The sequence below is a fragment of the Paenibacillus sp. N3/727 genome, from assembly GCF_022637315.1.
Lineage (GTDB): Bacteria > Bacillota > Bacilli > Paenibacillales > Paenibacillaceae > Paenibacillus_AQ > Paenibacillus_AQ uliginis.
In genome coordinates this window covers 1,887,508-1,907,838 of the sequence record NZ_CP093336.1, presented here as the reverse complement: position 1 = coordinate 1,907,838, position 20,331 = coordinate 1,887,508, and the positions used below count along the sequence as shown (strand labels likewise).

The window sequence follows — 20,331 nt, the reverse complement described above, 5'->3', positions numbered from 1 at the left end:
CCTTATTTATTGCCCTCTACACTAGGTTCCGAGTTCTCCTCATTTCCCTTAGCAAGATAGGTCCAATTTTCCTTCTGTGTAACCAGCCCGTCCTTCATCAGCTTACCTAGGGCCCGTTTAAAGGCTGATTTGCTGATGCCGAAACGCTGCTTAATAATATCTGGCGGCGTTGCGTCAGAGTATGGCATGGCTCCACCCGGACGTTCCTTCAGAAACGCTAGCAGCCGATCAGCATCATCTGTCATCCCAATTTCTTTACGCGGCACCATCGATAAGTTGACACGGCCGTCCTCACGTATATGACTGACACGAACACGAACTTCTTCTCCGAGACGCATTAATCGCGTACGCTCGGAAGAATGAATCATCCCAATAGCTCCAAAACCAAGCACGCCACCGTCTACTATAACGAACGTGCCCATTTGAAGAGGCTTGTACACAAGTGCTGTAAACCATTGGTTGAGCCAAGCATCGGGTGCATGAAAAGCAAGGGGCGCAAGCTCCTGTTCTCCGGCCAACTTGGCACGGAGCCGTCCCTGCTTATCGTGTTCCATCATGGCGAATACATAATCACCTACCTGGGGATGAAGCTCTCTCATCTCAGGTAGTTCACGGATAGGAAGCAGCAATTGACGGCCCAGCCCCATCTCGAGGAAGCAGCCAAGGCGCGGATGAACGTCAGCTACCATTAGCTTGGCTGTCTCACCCAATGTGAGATACGGCTTTTTCATTGTAGCTGCGAGCCGATCCTCCGTATCAAAAAATATGAACACCTCAACCGAATCTCCAGGCTCTACCTTCCCGGTGAGCTCAGAGTAATGGAGAAGCACATCTCTGTCGCCGCCGTCCAAAAAATAACCGTAAGGCGATACTTCACGGGTTACTTCCAGCTCCACGATCGTACCGGCGATCAGGCTCATACGTTCTCCACCACTTTAGCGTCAGACCACAGACGTTCAATGTTGTAATATTCACGCTCATCGCGATGGAATATATGAACTACTACATCGCCAAGATCCATCAACACCCAGCGGGCAGCGTCCATTCCTTCTATACCTTTAAGCGTCACGCCGACCTCTTGAGCACGCTTGCGCACTTCGGTTGCAATCGCTTGAACCTGGGTGTCGGAGTTACCGTGACAAATAACAAAGTAATCGGCTACAAGAGAGATTCCTCTCAAATCAAGAGCCACAATATTCATCGCTTTCTTATCTTCAGCGGCCGCCACGGCCGCATTTAACAATTCATTCGGATTTATCGTCATGAATTCGCCTCCAATTGCTTTATTAAGTCATTTCGAGCCAGTACGGTCAGTGGATAAATGATCTGCTTGCGAGATACCAAGAGACTTATCGTCGAATCGAATCCGGCTGCAAGCGCCTCTTCAAGGCTATGGTTGGCCAGTTCGCGAATATTATTCACGCCTGGGAAATCCCTTCCCGGCTCCATATAATCCGCCAGACAGACGACCTTCTCCAGAAGAGTCATTTGGGCACGACCAGAGGTATGATAGCGTATTGCATCCAATACTTCCCGATCGGTTATGCCGTAATCCCTTTCTGCGACAAAGGCGCCTACTTCGGCGTGCCACAACTGTTTATCATGCTGCAGCAACTCGTCATTAAGTCCGTTATCCACTAGCACTTCTTTTAATTTTAACACAGGCCAATATTTAGCGACGTCGTGCAGGATAGCCGCCAAATCCGCTTTTTCCGGATTAGCCCCATACTGTCCAGCAAGTTTGACCGCCGTTTCCATGACGCCCTTGGTGTGTATCCAGCGCTTCTCGGGCATCTGGGATGATACGGCCTCAATCAGCTGTTCCCGGCTGTATCCCATAGATTCCGCTCCTTACAATGTAATCATATACACGGTCGGGTACCATATAACGGATAGACTCGCCCGCGGCCACCCTCTTCCTGATCAGGGTCGAGGATATATCCACAAGAGGCATATCTGCAATTTTTACAACTTTCTGTAAAAACGAAGGCAGCAAATTGACATCCAAACTGGATCCTGGCCGGTTCACACCGATAAAATGAAGCATTCCGGCAAGCTCATCAATCCGGTGCCATTTCGGCAGGTAGTTGACCATGTCCGCACCAATGATGAATGTGAACTCTATATGCGGATAAGCCCGGCGCAGTTCCGTCACCGTATCTACGGTGTATGATACTCCTCCACGTTCAATTTCAAAGTCCAACGTCCGAAAAGACGGATGGCCGGACACGGCTTCGGATGTCATTTCAAGCCTTATCTGCCCCGTCGCACCGGATTCCAGCTTATGTGGAGGAATATGGCTTGGCATAAACCACACTTCATCCAGTTGGTAAACGTCCCGGGCGGCTTCTGCTGCCAGCATATGACCGATATGGATGGGGTCGAACGTGCCTCCCATAATACCAACCTTCATCCGGTTCGCCTCCTTTTATTAAGGCAGTTCGATCGTTTTGTTATCCTTCGATTCCTTGTACAGCACGATCGTTTTTCCAATCACTTGTACAAGCTCTGCTTTAGCACCTTCAGCCAATTCCGCCGCGATTGCACGCGGATCTTCCAAACAATTGTTCAGCACAGATACCTTTAATAGTTCCCGCTTTTCAATCGCTTCAGAAATATGACGGATCAGATGATCATTGCTTCCACCCTTACCGACCTGAAACAAAGGATCCAAGTGATGCGCCATTGACCGTAAATACCTTTTTTGCTTTCCTGTTAACATACTTCGTCATAACTCCCTTAATTTCATCTATTTCAAGCTTTTCTCTGTTCCGAAACCTTTATTCTAGCGCTTGATGTATCTTTAAGCAATTATTATTGGAGACCTGCTTATTCCTGAAAACTGTTCAGCACAGTCTGCTTCATAATCTCAACCGGGGCAGCCTGTCCTGTCCAATATTCGAAAGCATAAGCCCCCTGATTCACAAACATGCCAAGGCCGCCGTGAATGGTACAGCCTTTTTCTTCACTTCTCCGCAGAAGTTCAGTTGTAAGCGGGTTATATATTAAATCGCTGACAACGATTCCTTCCGGAATCCATTCTGCCAATAGTGGAAGATCACCGATATGCGGATGCATACCGACCGAAGTCGTGTTGATTAACACGTCTGCCGACTTCACAGCCTCTCTCGCTTCCGCTTCAGCCAATCCCCGAATATCGGCTAACGAACGCCACTCTTCTGCAAGCTCCTTTGCCCTTGAGGCAGTTCGGTTGACAACGGATATATGTCCTGGCTGTTCAAAAGTCAAAGCGTGTATGATACCGCGAGCGGCACCTCCTGCTCCGAGAACAACAATATTTTTGCCGGCCAAATCAGGACAAGCTTCTTCCTTCAATGACCGGACGTATCCGATTCCATCCGTGTTGAAACCGGTGAGAACGCCGTTATCGTTTACAATCGTATTGACCGCTCCGACCCTTGCAGCCCCTTCGTCTATAATATCCAGGTAGTTCATAACCTCTACCTTATGCGGAATCGTTACATTGACCCCGCGAAAGCCAAGTGAACGAAGGGCTTGAACTGCGTTCTCTAGCCCTTCCGGCTTAATATGAAGAGGAACATAGTCACCTGGAATACCGAGTGCTTTCAAAGCTGCATTATGCATGACAGGGGATTTAGAATGAATGATCGGATCCCCCATCACCCCGAGCAATATAGCTCCACTATTCCGGACAAAACCTTTTTGCTGTATTGAATTCATGTATTCCATCACCCTCTCCCGAAAGACCGTGTAAACCCGGTTAGATCAGTGACGGCCGTTGAAGTACTTTGACCCCTTTCGGCACATGAACCGCGACAAGAGCACCCATGTCTCCGTTCACTTTCACCCATCCCAAGCCGGAAATAAATATGTCCGAGCCGGAGCCTTTGGGAATTCTTATCTCATGTCTTGTCCATTCAGGCATTTCTTCCAGCCGTTCCTTGGTTGGAGGCGACAGCAGTTCCCCCGCATGCTCCTCGAACAGTGAATCGGCACGCTCCAGCTTCGTACGGTGTATATTCAGTCGGCCGCTAATAAAGCAAGTGAAGGACTGATGTTCTCCCTTAATGAAGTCGAATCGCCCCATTCCCCCAAAGAACAACGTTTGGCCTTCATTTAGCTGGTATACCAGAGGCTTCAGCGGATTCTCGGGCATAACGACACCCAGATCGTCGCGGCTTACAAGCTCACTGTATCTCCATGGATAGACAATCCCCGGTGTATCCACAATATATCGTCCGTCATCTAGCGGAATATTAACCATATCCAGCGTAGTTCCCGGATAACGGGATGTGGTCAGCTCCTGCTCCAGATCACTGTAATCACGGATCAAACGATTAATGAGTGTCGACTTGCCAACATTCGTTGCGCCGACAACATAAACATCACGATCACCGCGATGAGCAGCCATCGTATCCAGAAGTCTGTCGAAACCCTGATTCTTCTTTGCACTGCACAGAACGATGTCGGTTGTTCGAAGTCCTTGTTCTTTGCACTGCTTCTGCACCCAATTCAGAAGCTTGTTCCAATTGGTGACTTTCGGAAGCAGGTCGATTTTATTGACAGCCAGGATGACCGGGTTGTTGCCAACAAACCGCTGAAGACCTGATATTAAACTTCCTTCAAAGTCAAAAATATCTACAATATGAATGACGAGGGCTTTCTTCTCGCCGATTTGCCCGAGCAGACGCAGAAATTCATCCTGATCGACTGCAACAGATGCGACCTCGTTATAATTTTTGATACGGAAGCAGCGCTGGCAAATGACCGGTTCACGGTCCCAGGCTTTTTCCGGCAGATAGCCAGGCTCACCCTGAGCAGTATGCTGCAGCGAAATGCCACAACCGCTGCATTTCTTGCTGACTTGTTCGCCTAAAGGCTCCATCATGATTTCTTGTCCTCCTCAATCCATAATCCTTGTTTTCTCAGACGTGTCAGAGCGATTCGTTCCACCCGCCGGTTGAAAAACCGCGTCACAAATCCTTCATCATTAATCGCAATCGGCATGACCAAAACCGTGTATAAGCCCAAACGATTACCGCCGTAAACGTCCGTCAGCATTTGATCTCCAACTACAATCGTCTGCTCATTCTTTAGATCCATCATTTTCATCGCTTTCCGGAAAGGAATGTTGCTAGGTTTACGGGCTTTGTGCACATACTGGATATCTAACGGAGTGGCAAACTTTGATACGCGCTCCAGTTGGTTATTGGAAACGATGATCAGCTGAAAGCCAATCTCTTTTACTTTTTTAAACCATGCCACCAATTCAGGGGTTGCAAGTGGCGCCTTCGCTCCTACGAGCGTATTATCCAAATCCGTAATAATTCCCCGGTAGCCCTGTTCGTACAGTTCTTCCAGGTTAATGTCAAACACCGTGTTGACGCGGAGTTTTGGAATCAACATTTCAAACAAATTCGTCACCTCAATTTCATACGAAAAACTATACCATATTACGGTTGGTTAGTAAAAATAATCGACAGCGCGTCAACCATACATCCAAAGCCAATGAGTGCCTGGGGTTTCATGAAAAAGCCGCCCGTTATTCCTATCGGAATCCGGGCGGTTGTGATCAGGAAATCCTAACACTTTTTATACTCTTCTTGAGCTGATCCGCTTCGGATTGAACCGCGCGCCATTCTTCCTCCATAATGTGGATTGGACTATAGCGTGCAGCCTCAAACTTTCTAAGTAATGGAGTCAGCGAGCGGGACAGTGGCGGATAAAGACTTTCCCAACGGCTAACCGACTCCCGAAGTGTTTCGTGGGTGTCGCGTTTCAAGCCGCGACGATGGGCATAACGTAGCCAACGTTCTGTCTCGGCAATCACTTTATCAGCAGGTGTCAGAGGTTTCCCGGCTCGAAGACGGGCAGAGAAGAACCGGAGATTAAACCGCATTCTCCAAAGAATATACCCTATCCAGGCGAGAATAACCGCTCCTGAAATAATTCCCAGAATCATGTACAAAGAGGAGCTGCCTCCCGTTTCTTCAGAAGGCAGAACAGGCTCTTCCTCTTCCTCAGCCTTCTCTTTCTCTTTCTCCGAAACAATAGGTTCCAGCGACTCCCCGCCGGCCAAAATCGGCATGTTAAAACCTGGTGTCGTCTCAATCGGAATCCAGCCGTAGTCCCCGAAGTATACCTCAACCCATGAGTGTGCATCCGCATTGGTAACCGTATAACTCCCAGATGCGGAATTACTCTGACCATTCTGAGACATAAATTCCTGACTCGGAATGTTTCCAGGCGCATAGCCTTTCACCCATCTGGCGGGAATACCTAGTGATCGGGTCATCATAACCATAGACGTAGAAAAATAGTCGCAGTAGCCTTCCTTCACCTCAAACAGAAAGGCATCCACAAAGTCTGTACTTTCCCTTCTCGTTAAGTCAGGTGTGTTCGTGTAGGTAAAGTTGTTTTGTAAATATTGCTGCAACAGCATTACCTTTTCATATGGGGTATCTCCTGCGGCAGTCACTTCCTCCGCCAGCATTTCGACACGTTCCGGGAAATCGGACGGTTTCTGAAGATACGCCTCGTCTATTGGACCGGTAAACAATTGATCATAAGCTTGAGCGCTAAGCTCTTCTACCGGGATGACCGGGATTTCCGAAGTGACTGTATACGTCTTCGGATAATTCGGACGTTTCGGCTCAGAATTCAGATGAAGCTCGGAACTTTCGCCCTTCCAACGAAGCATTCCGTTATCCACGTCAGGATCCAACCTGTCCAATTTAGATATCGAGTAGGCTCCAAACAGCACCGGATATACACTGTCATTGAGCATCGTCACGGTCTGCTGCACCGTCTTGGTGTCAATCTTCCCTGATAAATCCCCGCTTAGAGCCTCGCCTAGCTCAACTTCTTCCGAGTCGCGCCGTCTTTGTTTATCTGACCAGCCTGTTCCGGAGTATTGTGCTCTCGTCTCACCACGCCAGTAGCTTCTTTCCTTAGATGCAACTGTCATGACCGGTGAATAGTCGAAATTAAAACCTCCGCCTAATTCGTTATCTTCACGCCCATATCCGGACATGCTCTCGACAGAGACATCGAGAATACCGCCACCCAATCCGCTCACGCTTCCCGACAACGGTATGCCGTTCCATTCCCGCCAAGCGGTATAAGGATCTGTAAGTGCGGGTTGGATATTCGGCATGTTGATGCCGGCCAAAATAATCAACGAAAAGATAACGAGGATATTTCCGATAATCTTAATGGGATACTCCCGAAGTTTGCGCCAACCCAAAGGAAATCTTTTACGAAACCGGTTGAAATGCTCTGTAACAAGCCAGCCCATACCCACCGCTACGATCCATGCGGTTTCATCCCATAAAACAATGGTCGTGAAGGAATCAAGCACAGCAAAAGCTACGATATTCAACCCTATAACCAATAAGATCCTTCTCTTGTTGTTCGCCCAGACTGCTATAAACAGAAAAATCGCCCATGATGCAGCTGCAAACCAAAGATAAGGCAGAAATTCAAGCAGCTCTCCCGACTCTAGTCCTTCAAGCAAGCTTGAAGGTACAGGATTGCCGTATTTCTCTAACGTGCGGTATACCGCATAAATGATCAACGGCAACTGAATGAGCATACGAAACCCGCGCTTGATAAACACCAAGGATTCCGTAATCGCCGTAATGGCGAGCGCGACAATAATGCTTGCCGTTGTTTCTTCATATAATAAGGACTCTGAATAGGAAACCCACTGCAGTAATATAAGCCAAATCCACAATAACGATAATATATAGAAAAAGGACAGCGAGAACTTTTGTATCCATGACCTCATCACGCACCACCTCCCAAAACAGCAGGAAGCTCATCGAGCGAAGAAGCCGCGTAATTCGTAATACCCCGTGACTGGAGAAATGCAGAATAATCCTCTTTGCCACTGTTCACTCCATCAAAGCTTAGTATTCTAAGCAAGCTAGGGTTCATTCCTTTGGTTTCTGCCCAGCGCATTGCTTCCATAACCGATTGATCCGCCAAAGGACTCACTAGAAGGAACAAAGCACCTTTCGGAAAATGGCGATATGCTCTCTCCAGTGAGGTCAGCAGACTTTCTGTCCGGTCTGCATCCACATCCACCAAATGCTGAATCATCCGCATCCGTTCGCTTGGGGTATCGCTTGGCGCAAATACACGGGAATCTTTCCCTGCAGTAAACAGCCCGGTACCTGCATGTTCTCGGGCTCCATATTCAACAAGTGAAGCAGCCGCTGAAACCGCAAACTCAAATTGTCGGGAATTATGGTATCCTTTTGCCGTGCAATCCAATACTATCATCGTTTTTGGAAATGATTCGTGCTCAAACTCCTTGGATTTCCAGGAGCCTGTCCTGGCTGTTGCATTCCAGTGTATTCGTGAAATCCGGTCACCGTAAACGTAATCCCGAACACCGTTAATCTGGGTCGTCTCCCGTCTGGAGGACGAAAGTGTCGTCTGCGTCCCTCCGAGCCTTAAATTACGAATGCTCCGATGCCAATTCGGAATATACACGGTTCTCGGGAGCACCCGGAATGACGTTTGGACCTCGAATACCCCGCGATGCTCCATAAGGCCAAATATATCCTCGCTAATGCATTCCGTGCTTGAAAAGGCGTAGCGACCTCTTTCCAGCGGAGGTGTCTGAAACACCAGCTCCCCGGATCCGCGCAGGCTCGGAATCACACTATCTTCAAAGGACCACTTTTCCCCGTTATGACGCTGAAGCACCTCTCTTACAATAAGGTAAGGCATGGGCAGCAGCCCTGGGATGTTCACTTCCATCTTGACACGAACCTGGTCACCGGCATGCAGAACATCACCATTATTCTCACCTGATGAAACGGAGCGGGAGGCCTTTACTCGATTGACTCCGCCGAAACTCGAACCAATCAGATAAACAGACAATAGACTGACCATTGAAAAAAGCATCGTGGATGTCTTGCCGCCTTGAAACAGAACATACAGCAAGCATATACACCAAACCGCCAATACCGCTGCGAGTCTCGACGGTTTTATGCCGTTCGTCCATATCGAAAGATAACGGCGCATCCTTATCTCCCCATCTGTACGGGCACTTTTACTTGCCTTAGAATAAATTGTAGCACCGACTCTGTCGTCGCATTGTCAAGTCTGGATTCCGGACGCAGCATAATCCGGTGTGACAAGACATAAGGCGCAAGAGTTTTGACATCATCAGGCAGTACGTAATCCCGTTGCTGCAAGAACGCATAAGCCTTTACGGCATTCATAAACGAAAGTGTAGCGCGTGGACTCGCTCCCAGAATGACAGCCGGGTGCTCTCTTGTAGCACGCGTTATGCCTAACAAATAATCGGCTACCGGGTCTCCAATAAACACATCCCGAATTTCGTACTGAATGGCCGAGATACTGTCCATATGTGTCACCGGTCTGAGCTTGTCCACCAACTGTCCATTTTTAGAACGGAACATCAGCTCTTTTTCGGTGGCGGCATCAGGATAGCCCAAGCTGATTTTCAGCATGAAACGGTCCAACTGAGCTTCGGGAAGCATATAAGTGCCTTCAAAATCAATTGGATTCTGCGTAGCACACAGCATAAACGGATGTGGAAGTTCATGTGTCTCTCCATCTACGGTTACACTACGTTCTTCCATAACTTCTAACAAGGCCGATTGCGTCTTGGTCGTTGCGCGATTGATCTCGTCGGCGAGAAGAACATTCGTCATTACAGGCCCCGGACGGAAATAGAACCGTTCATCACGGGGGTGAAACACCGATACACCTGTTATATCACTTGGTAGAATGTCAGGATTACACTGTATGCGCCGGTAATCTCCTTGCATGGATTTGGCGAGTGCTTTAATTAACTGAGTCTTGCCCGTTCCCGGAACATCCTCAATCAGGACATGTCCGCCGGCAAGCAGCGCAGTAAGAAGAAGCTGGATTTCGAATTCCTTGCCCAGCAGGCACGATTCCAGATTGGAGCGTACCGAAGAAATGATATTCATGGATTCTTGACTTACGGGCATGTATTAAAAACCTCCTGTAAGGGAATAAATAGTAGATTAACTACTATTGTACATGATGAAGGTCGCTGAGTACATTCAAGAGTCCATTCAAAAATGCATTCCTGCAAAAGAGTTATCCTGTTCATATCTTTCCTAAACAGCAAAGAGCCCCGGAAAAACATCCGGAGCTGTAGTGTATCATCCATATGAACCGTATCTTCAGCCTTTGGGACGTACGATCAGTGCGGCCAGAAACGAAAAGATGATCGCCGATGATATCCCGGCACTTGTGATTTCAAAAATACCTGTAACAACACCGATCCATCCGTCACGTTGAAGTTCAGACAAAGCTCCGTGCACAAGAGAGTTACCAAAGCTCGTGATCGGTACAGAAGCACCCGCGCCAGCAAATTTGACCAGTGGATCGTATAAGCCAAAAGCATCAGCAATCGCGCCGGCCACAACGAGTGTACTCATCGTATGGGCGGGTGTGAGCTTGAATGCATCCATCATGATCTGTCCAACGACACAGATCAAACCGCCGATAATAAAAGCCCATAAAAATTGCATGCTTCTTCAACCTCCCATCTCTAAAGCTACGGCATGGGCGATACAAGGGATACTCTCGCCCTGCTGATATGAAAGCGGTGAGAGCAATGCTCCTGTTGCCACAACCAGCACTTTTTTGAGCTCGCCGCGTCGCATTCGTTTGAGGATATGACCATAAGTAACAACGGCAGAGCATCCGCAGCCGCTTCCACCAGATAACACATACTTCTGTTTATCACGGTCGTAAATCATAAGGCCGCAATCCATAAAATCAGTCTCCTCCATGCGGACTCCTTCTTTTTGAAGGAGCTCTTTGGCAATGGGTAACCCGACAGCCGCCAAATCCCCTGTCACGACCAAATCATAATATCCGGGAGAGCGTCCGCTATCCTTAAAGTGTGCGGAAATGGTGTCCACAGCTGCAGGTGCCATAGCTGTACCCATATTGAAAGGATCCTTTATTCCTAGATCCATCACTTTACCAATCGTAGCGTAAGTGATTTCCGGTCCGACCCCTTGGGTCGCTACAACCGAACATCCGGCTCCGGTAATTGTATATTGCGCATACGGCGGCTTCTGAGAGCCATACTCTGTCGGATAACGGAACTGTTTTTCAACCGTACAGTTATGACTCGCTGTGCCCGCCATCGCATATTGTGCAGCACCCGAATCTACCATAAGTGAGGCAATAGCCAAGCTTTCCATGGAAGTAGAGCAGGCTCCGAATACTCCGATGTATGGAACACCCATTTTACGGGCGGCGAAGGAGCTGCTGATGATCTGATTCATCAGGTCTCCACCTACATAAAACTGTAGCTGTTCTTCTGTAATGCCTGAGTTCTCCAGTGCCGTTCTAGCCGCATCCTCTAGCAAACGCCGCTCACCTTTCTCCCAGGTCTTTTCGTTAATTTCTATATTATCGTATATATAATCAAAATCCTGAGCTAATGGGCCTTCCCCCTCATCAGGACCGACAATCGAAGAGGCTCCCAAAATGACTGGTTTATTCTCAAACTTCCAGGTTTGTCCGGTCACTTTCATAATCAATGGCCTCCTCCTATGCCCAGAAGAGCATAGATAATACCTATGATAAATGCAGCTACGGTACCGAAGACGATAACGGAACCCGCAAGTTTGAACATGCTGGCTCCTACGCCAAGCACAAGTCCTTCCGCACGATGCTCAAGTGCGGCAGAGCACATGGAGTTGGCGAACCCGGTTACCGGAACGGCCGTGCCGGCTCCTGCCCACTGGGCGATTTTATCGTATACCCCGAAGCTTGTCAGAATAACGGAAATCAATATGAGTACCGCTACCGTCGGGTTGCTGGCCTCTTTTGTGCTCATATGGAACACCGACATAAAGAACTGCTGGATACCTTGTCCGATAACACAAATCAATCCTCCCACTAAAAAAGCTTTTAAGCAGTTCTTCAGTATATTGCTCGGCGGTTCATGTTTTTTGGCGATCGATTTGTATTCCTCCGGACTCATCGAATTTAGTTTTGATTCGGATTTTTGTTTAGAGTCAGGCAATTCGTACACCTCCGGCTAAGTATATGTTGCTTTCGCAAGTTGGGGATTATAGACATTTCGCTCTTATCATTATGGTTTGAATTAACTTTCTTTATGTATGTTTGGTAAATCATCCATATAAAAAAACAGCTTCAAGCACTTTGCCTAAAGCTGTTTTTACGTACTGGCCTTAACATTGATCATTCAGATCAACACATACATCAACAAAACCACCAGCAAAATAAAGAGCACTAGCACCAGTAGAAACTCACTGGCTTTGCCATGCTGGCTGCATAAATCGAGGGTATGTTGTTTCATATAATGCTCCCTTCTAAGGTAAATACGGCAAAGCAAGTTCAGTACAGTATACTCGTTGTCACCGGTATAGGTGCCTATGCATTGACGAAGGTTAATAAGGCCATGTGATAGCATGGACTTTTCGACGCTGGAAGGGCATACTAGAACATGAATCTTATACATACCTTCGAAAAAAGGAGCGAACACATTATGAATCAATCGACAATGGATTTGCTGCGGACTTTAACAGAATTCCCGGCGGCTCCGGGCTTTGAACGTGAACTGCGTTCATGGGTTAAGGATGCCCTCTCCCCATATACAGACGAATTCCTGCAGGATCGCTTAGGAAGCATCTTCGCGGTCTTGCGCGGAAATGATGAAGGTCCTCGAGTAATGGTCGCAGGTCATATGGATGAGGTAGGCTTTATGGTAACGGGAATTACGGAAGCCGGCATGATCCGCTTTCAGCCTTTAGGTGGTTGGTGGAGTCAGGCTGTGCTCGCACAGCGGCTGCAGATTATTACGGATCAAGGTCCGATCACTGGAGTGGTTGGCTCCATTCCTACCCATCTGTTGGATGAAGCACAGCGCAGCAAGCCGGTTGACATCAAGACAATGTATGTAGATATCGGTGCGGATAATAAAGCCGAAGCCGAATCGTTCGGTATCCGTCCAGGACAGCAGATTGTTCCGATCTGTGAGTTCACTCCACTTGCGAACCCCAAGAAAATCATGGCGAAAGCCTGGGATAACCGCTATGGTGTTGGACTGGCCATTGAGCTTGTAAAGGCTCTTCACGGCGAAAAGCTTCCTAATACCGTATACGCCGGAGCTACCGTTCAGGAAGAACTCGGTTTGCGTGGTGCGCGGACATCAGCCAACCTGATCCAACCGGACATTTTCTTCGGACTTGATGCCAGCGCAGCGAACGATATGATGGGTGACAAGAGTCAGTTCGGACAGCTTGGACAAGGCGCGCTGCTGCGCATTTTCGACCCAACGATGCTGACGCACCGCGGAATGGTCGAATATGTGCAAGACACAGCTGACACCAACAAAATCAAATACCAATACTTTGTATCTCCAGGCGGCACAGATGCAGGACAGGTGCATTTGAGTGGGATCGGTGTTCCTTCCACGATCATCGGCATTTGTTCAAGATACATCCATACTTCCTCATCCATCATCCATACAGATGACTACGAGGCAGCCAAAGAATTGCTTATTAAGCTGGTTAAAGGACTGGATCGTACGACATTGAATACGATTTTGGAGCGGGCATAACTGGGTATAAGGCTTTCAAATCACGCTGAACAGACTCGATTACACACAATTGGAGGGACATCTTCATGCTACAAGGATTAACACGTGCTGGTTTAGGTGAAATTGCAAATGATGAGCAACTCATGGAGCTGGCATCCCAGTACCATTTTCAGAGTGTGGATCTTGAAGCCAAAGAGCTGGTTGACCGTCTCGGAGCCGAAACGGCTGTCGAACGTCTTCTGGAACTCAATCTTACGATCGGAGCCATCGGTCTTCCTGTTGAATGGAGAGCTGACGAGCATATATTTTTAGAAGGAATAAGTCAATTACCAGCAACGGCAGCGGCAGCCTCCGCACTCGGATGCACCCGATGCTGTACTTACATTCTTCCCTCGACGGATTACCCGGGTGCGCATTTCATGGCTGTTGCAACCAAGCGCCTTCGGATATGTGCTAATATCCTCGGCGCTTATGGAATCAGGCTCGGCCTGGAGTTTGTCGGTCCGCATCATTTGCGCACACAATGGAAAAATCCTTTTATCTGGACAGTCGACGAAACACTCAATTGGATTGATGCGATTCACGAACCGAATGTCGGACTATTATTCGACTCCTATCATTGGTACACGAACGGCTTGAACGAATCCGATATATTGCGTCTGAGAGCAGACCAAATTGTTCATGTACATATCAACGATGCGAAAGACGTCCCTGTTGAGGATGTGCTAGACAATGACCGTATTTACCCAGGTGAAGGTATAATCAATTTGGCAGGATTTTTAAGAGGGCTGCATCAAATCGGGTATAATGGTCCCGTGGCCCAGGAAATTCTGACCCCATCCACCCCAACCGATTCCCCTGATCAACTTGCTGCCCGGTCTCGCCAAGCCTTTGACAAAGTATTTCAGGCAGCCGGATTACTGTAAGCAACAGAACTGACAAAAAGGCCACAGCCATTATCAGTTACAGTAAAAAAACAACGCCTAAGGCATCTGCTCAAGTAACACGCAGCTGCTTTAGGCGTTGTTTAACTTTTCCAGCCTTCTTCGAAGGCAGCCCACTCCTTTAATTCCTCGATCAGCTCCATAGGCTCAAATAACTCCTCTATATGAAAAATACCTGGGCGATAATCATGCAGATACAGTTTTTTTGCTATGAATGCTGCGGTTTTTCCCGTTATGAACGACTCACTCTGTCCATGAATCGAACATTCATAGCAGACGGATTGAGCGTTATATATGCCATTTGCACTAACTTTTGCAGCATATACCTCTGTTCCCAAGTGAAATTTACCAAGCAGATTGATCATGGAACGTCGGACGGCAGGATATTGAAGCGAACGATATACGCCTAACTTTTTCATTAAAGCGATTTGGCGGGTTATCCATGACGAGTCGAAACAAATACGTGTGGAAACTGAAGGAATGCCCAACGTTTCCGGTAAAACATGTTGATCTGAAAAATTAAATCGGTAAGCTGTTCTTCGACCGAATTTTCCGGGAAAATCCGTCGTTTTACCATCCTCTAAACTTCTCACTTGTTTGTTCACTCCATTCTCAACCACGGAAAAGCTCGAAGCTATATTATCAACCATCCACTCTATTGCAGCATGACCATGCTGCTCTCCCAAACCTAACATGATGAAAATATCAGCCGAATGAACTTGATCCATCGTATTAGTGCATTGTTTTGCCAGCATGTTGGTGAGTCCCGGCGCTAAACCGACACTCAATACCGAAGTCGATTCTAACGGTGTCATATGTTTCTCAATACTCCTTACTTTGGATAAAAAGTCATGCGACGCAGATATATCGATATTGTGTATTTTCTTTTGGAGACATCTCTCTACGAAATTAGTGTTGTCTTGATCCAGGCACATGACCACAATCGTTCCCTCCTCCAAAAGGTCAACTGCGTTGATATCATGTGCATCCAGTTGAATCGGAATCACTTTATTGCCGGTAGTTGCAGCAAAACGTGCAGCTTTATCAAAGCTTCTTCCGGCAGCGTAAACCTTTCCGGGAAACAAATCTCCCAGGCTGCTGCATATCACTTGGCCTACTTGACCATAACCCCCAATGACTACGATCTTGTCTTTCATATGTTTATCCTCCGAAGATCCATTATAGTATAGATACTAAACTATTTATCCAAAAAAAAATTATTTGCGCAAAATTTCATTTAGTGTTTCAATGCATTTTTCAAAAATTTCGATCTCCTGCTCGTTAAGCTGTGAACGAAGTTGATCATAAAACTGAATATGCACTTCCTCGTGCGCCTTAAAAGCCTCCTTCCCTATATCGGTTAGTGAGATGATAGTCGCTCTGGAATCATGCGGATGTGGCGAACGTGTCACCAAATCTTTCGCTTCCAGACGAACGATAAGCTGGGTGACCGCACCTTTTGTAACAGCGAGACGCGCGGCAAGCTCGCTCATCAGCACGCCTCCCTCGTATCCAATCGCTTCAATCGTGTGAATTTCACTGGGGGTCAGAGAACCGGCTTTACCAAATGTATGCGGGTGGCGTTCTAACCGCCGGAGCTGCAATATCAATCGGCCAAGATTGCGGCTTCCTTTGTTGTTGTCAGATGACAAGTAATTTAATTTATCCATGATTTTAGTTTAGCTACTAAACATAACATTGTCAATGGGGGTGTTCCAAAAGGTCCATAGACCTGGGACACCCCTTCTGTCTGTTGGAAGACGCTCCGCGCATAATCTACTGTAAAAGATCTAAACATAAAGAAACCGTTCTCTTGTAAAATGGAGGTACGACCCAACCACTTACGAAAGGAACGGTTTCTTTGTACATTCCTTATACCATGGACCAACTTTATCTGCCAATAGATCTGGAAGAAGACAATCCTTAAAAATCTTGTTCGCGTCGTGAATGCGTTGGGACAGCTCCCTCTTCCATATCCTTTATCTTCCTTCTGTCTAGGTTATTCAAATTTCTCTTTTGCTTTTTCCGGTAGTTCATCTTTTGTTACCTCTTGCCAAGATGTTACTCCTTTCTCTTCTTTAACATAAAGTCTTAGAAAAGCTTCTTCACGAAGTTGTTTTTGCGCTGTAAATGTCATCATTTTTTCTATTCCTTCTTTGTTAATCGCTTGTAAGGTGTATTTGTAGTCTTCAAAATGCTGACCATTAGCTGCTTTAACATCTAATTTCTCGCCTTCTCCTTTAATTTGAACAAAGTATTCGTCTGCACCGATCCTGTTTATATTTACATTCTGAATAAAAATCAAAGACCCAATTACAAGTGCCGCTATTACCGAAACAGATATGATTAATTTTTTCATTGTTCTACTCCTCGTATAATTTATTATTTAATTCGTTTTCGTCACTATTTTGTAGTAAGCATTTACTGTTAAGAAGTAGTAAACGATGTAAATGCAGGTATATACCCCCATGCAAATGACTACTGGAATAACTAGATTTGTTTGTAATAATTTTGATAAAGCAGTTAATGCCACAATACTATGAGCTGATCCTGCAAGTAATGGCAGGGCAAAAACAAACAATATTTGCTTCGCAATTGATTTTCGTACTTCTTTTTTGTTCACTCCTATTTTGTTAAGAATCTCATATCGACCTTTATCTGAGTTAGCTTCTGTTAATTGCTTAAAGTAAATGATACTTCCTGTTGCAGCCAGGAAGACTAATCCCAGAAATCCACCCATGAATATTAACAAGCCTGATGATTCTAACCCTGATGCATAGTTCACATAAAAACTTGAGAATGCTGCTTCATCTGGTACGATCGATTGAATATTTTTTGTTAATTGTTCTGCATCATCTTCATTCGTGATGTTATACACTTCCATGTATGTTGGACTTGCTTCTTTCTCTAATTTCGTAAATAATTCATCACTGACAACAAGAGAAGTATAGGCAGTATAAAGATTGAGGACACTATATTTCTTTAAATTTGTAAATGTAATCTTCTCATCACTTCCATTAAGCTTTAAAGAAATCGTGGCTCCTACATATTTTGGTGACATCCCTTCCATGTAGACTGCGTCTAACGCAGCTGCTTCATTAGCTTTTAAAGAAAGGAAATCATTGCGTTCTTGTGCTTTTGCTAATTCGTTAAAATGACTGTTTGAAATAATCGTATATTTCTCTTCATCATTAGAAAATTTATCTTTTAGGTTTGTTATATCTGCATCTAGTTGAAGTGTTGGAATCGATTCATGATATACAACGTTATGATCTTTATTGTTTGATACGATATCTTCAACAAGTTTTGTTAAGTTCTTATCCGTAGCAATAAACATCATGCTATTGGGATTTATTGTCTCTACACTACTTCTGTTGTTGTAATACAAACTGTATGCCGTTCCAACCGCTGTTAATGTTGTGGCACCCAGTACGGCAATGATAGTTAGTGTACGAGCATTCCCTTTAATTCGGTATAGAAGTTGGGACGTCCCTATGATGTTAATTCCTTTCCAATAGTTCTTTTTATTCTTTCTTGACATTTTTAATAGGTATACAGTTAATGTGCTAAATAACAAATACGTACCCAGAATAACCGTAACTAAGATTACCATTGGAGTTATCGCAAAACCTAAAGATCTCCAAACATTCGACTCAATAAAGTTTTGAAGCGCTATCCAGTAACCAGCACCAATTAGAATAAGAGATAATAAAGCAACCATCATAGATGCTTTGGGTTCTTGTTCTCCTTCTTTATCGGCCTGAAATAGATCAATTAATTTAAAGCGATAGATAAGTCTATACCCTTGGAATGAGGTAATTAGTGTAATAACAACAAAGACTAAGACCGTGTTAATAACTGCTTCAGATGAAATTGAGAAATTCGTGATTGCTTCATATCCCATAACCTTCATTAAAATGGACACGAAAAACTTTGATAATACAGAGCCAATTAAAATTCCGATCACGAGTGCTAATATCCCCATAATAAAATTTTCATAGAAAAGCATACGACCAATTTGCTTTTTACGAACACCCAGTAAAGAATATAAACCTACTTCTTTTTTACGTTTCCTTGTAAAGAAGGAGTTAGAATACCATATGAAAATAGCTACAAAAATCATTAAAACAAATGCTGCACCACTAAAAACAGAACTAATTTTTGGTGACCCATCAGAAGTCGCTTGAATCGTTGTATCATATTTCAATGAAACGAATGTAAAGTAAATGACTATACTAAAAATCATCGAAGCAAAATATAAGAAATAGTTATTGAAATTTTGCACTATATTTTTTTTAGCAATACTAAATAATGTCACTATGCCCACCTCCAAGAGAAGACAGGACATCTAATACCTTTTGGAAGAAATCCTTACGGGATTGCTGCCCTTTCAGCAGTTCCGTAAAGAGTTGACCATCTTTTATAAATAAAACTCGTTTACAGAAACTTGCTGCGTACGCATCGTGCGTTACCATCAGGATCGTTGATTTATTCTTTTCGTTTAATGTGCTCAAGCTTTCTAGTAAACTAGTGGCAGATTTTGAATCTAATGCACCTGTTGGCTCGTCAGCTAATATTAAGCTTGGATTTGCAACAATAGCACGAGATGCAGCTGCTCGCTGCTTTTGACCTCCAGATATGTGGTATGGGTATTTATCTAAAATTTCTCGAATACCGAATGTATCAGCGATTTCATTGACTCGTTTTTCGATTTCTTTCACTGGTACTCTTGATAAAGCAAGTGGAAGTAAAATATTCTCTTTTACCGTTAAGGTATCAAGTAAATTGTATTCTTGGAAAATAAAGCCCAACTTATTGCGACGAAAATCCGATAATTGAGCTTCCTTCATTTTGACGATATTTTGACCAGCGATAATGATTTCTCCTGATGATGGTGTATCGATTGTGGAGAAAATATTTAAAAGCGTGGATTTACCAGCACCAGACGGACCCATGATTCCGGTAAATTCACCCTCTTGAATCTCTACATTAATATCTTGTAGTGCTGTATACACATTTCCTTTGGCACCAAAAACTTTTTGAACATTCTTTGCTTGTAAGATTGGTTTCATATTTGTGTCTCCTAAATCGTAAGTTTAAAATTTCTCCTGTCTTCAATAGTTATAATAAACCTTGAACCTTACACCTTTTTAATTTAAACCTTACATAAATCTTAAATAGAAAAATCTCAAAGCAAATTCGCTTTGAGATTAGTTTAGAAAGTATTTTTGTTGTTAGTATGGGAATGCAATCGACACTCTATCTTTTGGCCTTATAAAACTCATGATACAACTTCATTAATGCCGCTTCTCAATCCGTGATACATAGCTGCGCGAAATCCCGAGCTCCTTCGCGATCTCCCGCTGCGTCCGTTCCTCACCGCCTGCTTCAAGGCCGAAACGCCCGATAACCACTTCCTTCTCCCGGTCGTCCAAAATGTCCAGATTGCGGTAAATCTTGCTCTTTTCAATCTTCAACTGCACCGCATCCAGAATATCATCAGCCTCTGAGCCAAGGATATCTATCAATGTGATTTCATTACCCTCTTTATCCGTTCCAATTGGATCGTGAAGAGATACATCCTTGCGGGTCTTCTTCAGGGAACGAAGATGCATCAGTATCTCTATTCTAATGTCAGTAGTGTAGCTGTCCAAGTAAGCCTCGTTAGTATCGTTTTAACCGAATCGCGCTTTTCGATCAAATCATGTAGAACGATTAACAGGATTTGCTTGTCCGATTTTTAGAGATTACCAGCTGCATCCATGTTCACTACACATTCGCAGAGGAACGGCAGGAACAGTATCGAGA

Annotated in this window: 21 protein-coding genes and 1 pseudogene; 2 read left to right on the top strand and 20 right to left on the bottom strand. The window is 45.2% G+C overall.

All coding sequences use genetic code 11. The annotated features are described in order from the left end of the window. Positions 1–2: 2 nt before the first annotated feature. The 14 genes from MNQ98_RS08325 to spoVAC form a co-directional block, all read right to left on the bottom strand. Positions 3–920, bottom strand: coding sequence for a CvfB family protein (locus MNQ98_RS08325; RefSeq protein WP_241932758.1), 918 nt, complete (start codon positions 918–920; stop codon positions 3–5). Beyond that, positions 917–1,264, bottom strand: coding sequence for a ribosome silencing factor (gene rsfS, locus MNQ98_RS08320; RefSeq protein ID WP_241932757.1), 348 nt, complete (start codon positions 1,262–1,264; stop codon positions 917–919). Before rsfS ends, MNQ98_RS08325 begins: the two co-directional genes overlap by 4 nt. Then, positions 1,261–1,839: a bis(5'-nucleosyl)-tetraphosphatase (symmetrical) YqeK gene (yqeK, locus tag MNQ98_RS08315; protein WP_241932756.1), complete on the bottom strand. Its 579-nt coding sequence runs from the start codon at positions 1,837–1,839 to the stop codon at positions 1,261–1,263. Before yqeK ends, rsfS begins: the two co-directional genes overlap by 4 nt. Next, complete coding sequence (gene nadD / locus MNQ98_RS08310; protein WP_241932755.1) at positions 1,811–2,413, bottom strand: nicotinate-nucleotide adenylyltransferase; 603 nt, start codon at positions 2,411–2,413, stop codon at positions 1,811–1,813. The genes yqeK and nadD overlap by 29 nt, the downstream gene beginning before the upstream one ends. A gap of 18 nt (positions 2,414–2,431) precedes the next feature. Beyond that, positions 2,432–2,722: a ribosome assembly RNA-binding protein YhbY gene (gene yhbY / locus MNQ98_RS08305; protein ID WP_208915143.1), complete on the bottom strand. Its 291-nt coding sequence runs from the start codon at positions 2,720–2,722 to the stop codon at positions 2,432–2,434. Positions 2,723–2,829: 107 nt separating this feature from the next. Beyond that, on the bottom strand, positions 2,830–3,702 hold the full coding sequence (aroE, locus tag MNQ98_RS08300) for a shikimate dehydrogenase (protein WP_241932754.1): 873 nt from the start codon (positions 3,700–3,702) through the stop codon (positions 2,830–2,832). A 40-nt stretch (positions 3,703–3,742) separates the two neighbouring features. Then, positions 3,743–4,870: a ribosome biogenesis GTPase YqeH gene (yqeH, locus tag MNQ98_RS08295; RefSeq protein WP_241932753.1), complete on the bottom strand. Its 1,128-nt coding sequence runs from the start codon at positions 4,868–4,870 to the stop codon at positions 3,743–3,745. Then, positions 4,867–5,397 (bottom strand): YqeG family HAD IIIA-type phosphatase, encoded by a 531-nt coding sequence (locus tag MNQ98_RS08290; RefSeq protein ID WP_241932752.1) that lies wholly within the window; start codon positions 5,395–5,397, stop codon positions 4,867–4,869. The genes yqeH and MNQ98_RS08290 overlap by 4 nt, the downstream gene beginning before the upstream one ends. A 157-nt stretch (positions 5,398–5,554) precedes the next feature. After that, entirely contained in the window at positions 5,555–7,771 is a 2,217-nt protein-coding gene (locus tag MNQ98_RS08285) for a DUF4129 domain-containing transglutaminase family protein (RefSeq protein ID WP_241932751.1), read from the bottom strand. Beyond that, entirely contained in the window at positions 7,771–9,018 is a 1,248-nt protein-coding gene (locus tag MNQ98_RS08280) for a DUF58 domain-containing protein (protein WP_241932750.1), read from the bottom strand. Before MNQ98_RS08280 ends, MNQ98_RS08285 begins: the two co-directional genes overlap by 1 nt. Before the next feature lie 2 nt (positions 9,019–9,020). Next, positions 9,021–9,977, bottom strand: a complete 957-nt coding sequence (locus tag MNQ98_RS08275; protein ID WP_241932749.1) for an AAA family ATPase — start codon at positions 9,975–9,977, stop codon at positions 9,021–9,023. A 198-nt stretch (positions 9,978–10,175) separates the two neighbouring features. Continuing rightward, positions 10,176–10,526 (bottom strand): stage V sporulation protein AE, encoded by a 351-nt coding sequence (gene spoVAE / locus MNQ98_RS08270; protein ID WP_241932748.1) that lies wholly within the window; start codon positions 10,524–10,526, stop codon positions 10,176–10,178. 6 nt (positions 10,527–10,532) lie between these two features. After that, positions 10,533–11,546, bottom strand: coding sequence for a stage V sporulation protein AD (spoVAD, locus tag MNQ98_RS08265; protein ID WP_241932747.1), 1,014 nt, complete (start codon positions 11,544–11,546; stop codon positions 10,533–10,535). 2 nt (positions 11,547–11,548) lie between these two features. Continuing rightward, positions 11,549–11,998: a stage V sporulation protein AC gene (gene spoVAC / locus MNQ98_RS08260; RefSeq protein WP_241933870.1), complete on the bottom strand. Its 450-nt coding sequence runs from the start codon at positions 11,996–11,998 to the stop codon at positions 11,549–11,551. 528 nt (positions 11,999–12,526) lie between these two features. Between spoVAC and MNQ98_RS08255 the strand changes: the two genes are divergently transcribed. Both MNQ98_RS08255 and MNQ98_RS08250 read left to right on the top strand, forming a co-directional pair. Beyond that, positions 12,527–13,600 carry a M42 family metallopeptidase gene (locus tag MNQ98_RS08255; RefSeq protein WP_208915151.1) on the top strand — a complete coding sequence of 358 codons (1,074 nt, stop codon included), beginning with the start codon at positions 12,527–12,529 and terminating at the stop codon, positions 13,598–13,600. A 65-nt stretch (positions 13,601–13,665) separates the two neighbouring features. Beyond that, positions 13,666–14,505: a sugar phosphate isomerase/epimerase family protein gene (locus tag MNQ98_RS08250; protein WP_241932746.1), complete on the top strand. Its 840-nt coding sequence runs from the start codon at positions 13,666–13,668 to the stop codon at positions 14,503–14,505. Positions 14,506–14,606: 101 nt separating this feature from the next. Here the strand turns inward: MNQ98_RS08250 and MNQ98_RS08245 are convergent, their stop codons facing one another. The 6 genes and pseudogenes from MNQ98_RS08245 to MNQ98_RS08220 form a co-directional block, all read right to left on the bottom strand. Continuing rightward, a complete protein-coding gene (locus MNQ98_RS08245) occupies positions 14,607–15,680 on the bottom strand; it encodes a saccharopine dehydrogenase family protein (RefSeq protein WP_241932745.1) in 1,074 nt (357 codons plus the stop codon). A gap of 60 nt (positions 15,681–15,740) precedes the next feature. Further along, the gene (locus MNQ98_RS08240) at positions 15,741–16,193 is read right to left on the bottom strand and encodes a MarR family winged helix-turn-helix transcriptional regulator (protein ID WP_241932744.1); all 453 of its coding nucleotides are present in this window, start codon (positions 16,191–16,193) and stop codon (positions 15,741–15,743) included. Between the two features lie 329 nt (positions 16,194–16,522). After that, on the bottom strand, positions 16,523–16,882 hold the full coding sequence (locus MNQ98_RS08235; RefSeq protein WP_241932743.1) for a YxeA family protein: 360 nt from the start codon (positions 16,880–16,882) through the stop codon (positions 16,523–16,525). Between the two features lie 27 nt (positions 16,883–16,909). After that, the gene (locus MNQ98_RS08230; RefSeq protein WP_241932742.1) at positions 16,910–18,841 is read right to left on the bottom strand and encodes an FtsX-like permease family protein; all 1,932 of its coding nucleotides are present in this window, start codon (positions 18,839–18,841) and stop codon (positions 16,910–16,912) included. Further along, positions 18,828–19,595 carry an ABC transporter ATP-binding protein gene (locus MNQ98_RS08225; RefSeq protein WP_241932741.1) on the bottom strand — a complete coding sequence of 256 codons (768 nt, stop codon included), beginning with the start codon at positions 19,593–19,595 and terminating at the stop codon, positions 18,828–18,830. The genes MNQ98_RS08230 and MNQ98_RS08225 overlap by 14 nt, the downstream gene beginning before the upstream one ends. A gap of 187 nt (positions 19,596–19,782) precedes the next feature. Beyond that, positions 19,783–20,156, bottom strand: a pseudogene (locus MNQ98_RS08220) (sigma-70 family RNA polymerase sigma factor); the annotation flags it as partial. Positions 20,157–20,331: the final 175 nt, after the last annotated feature.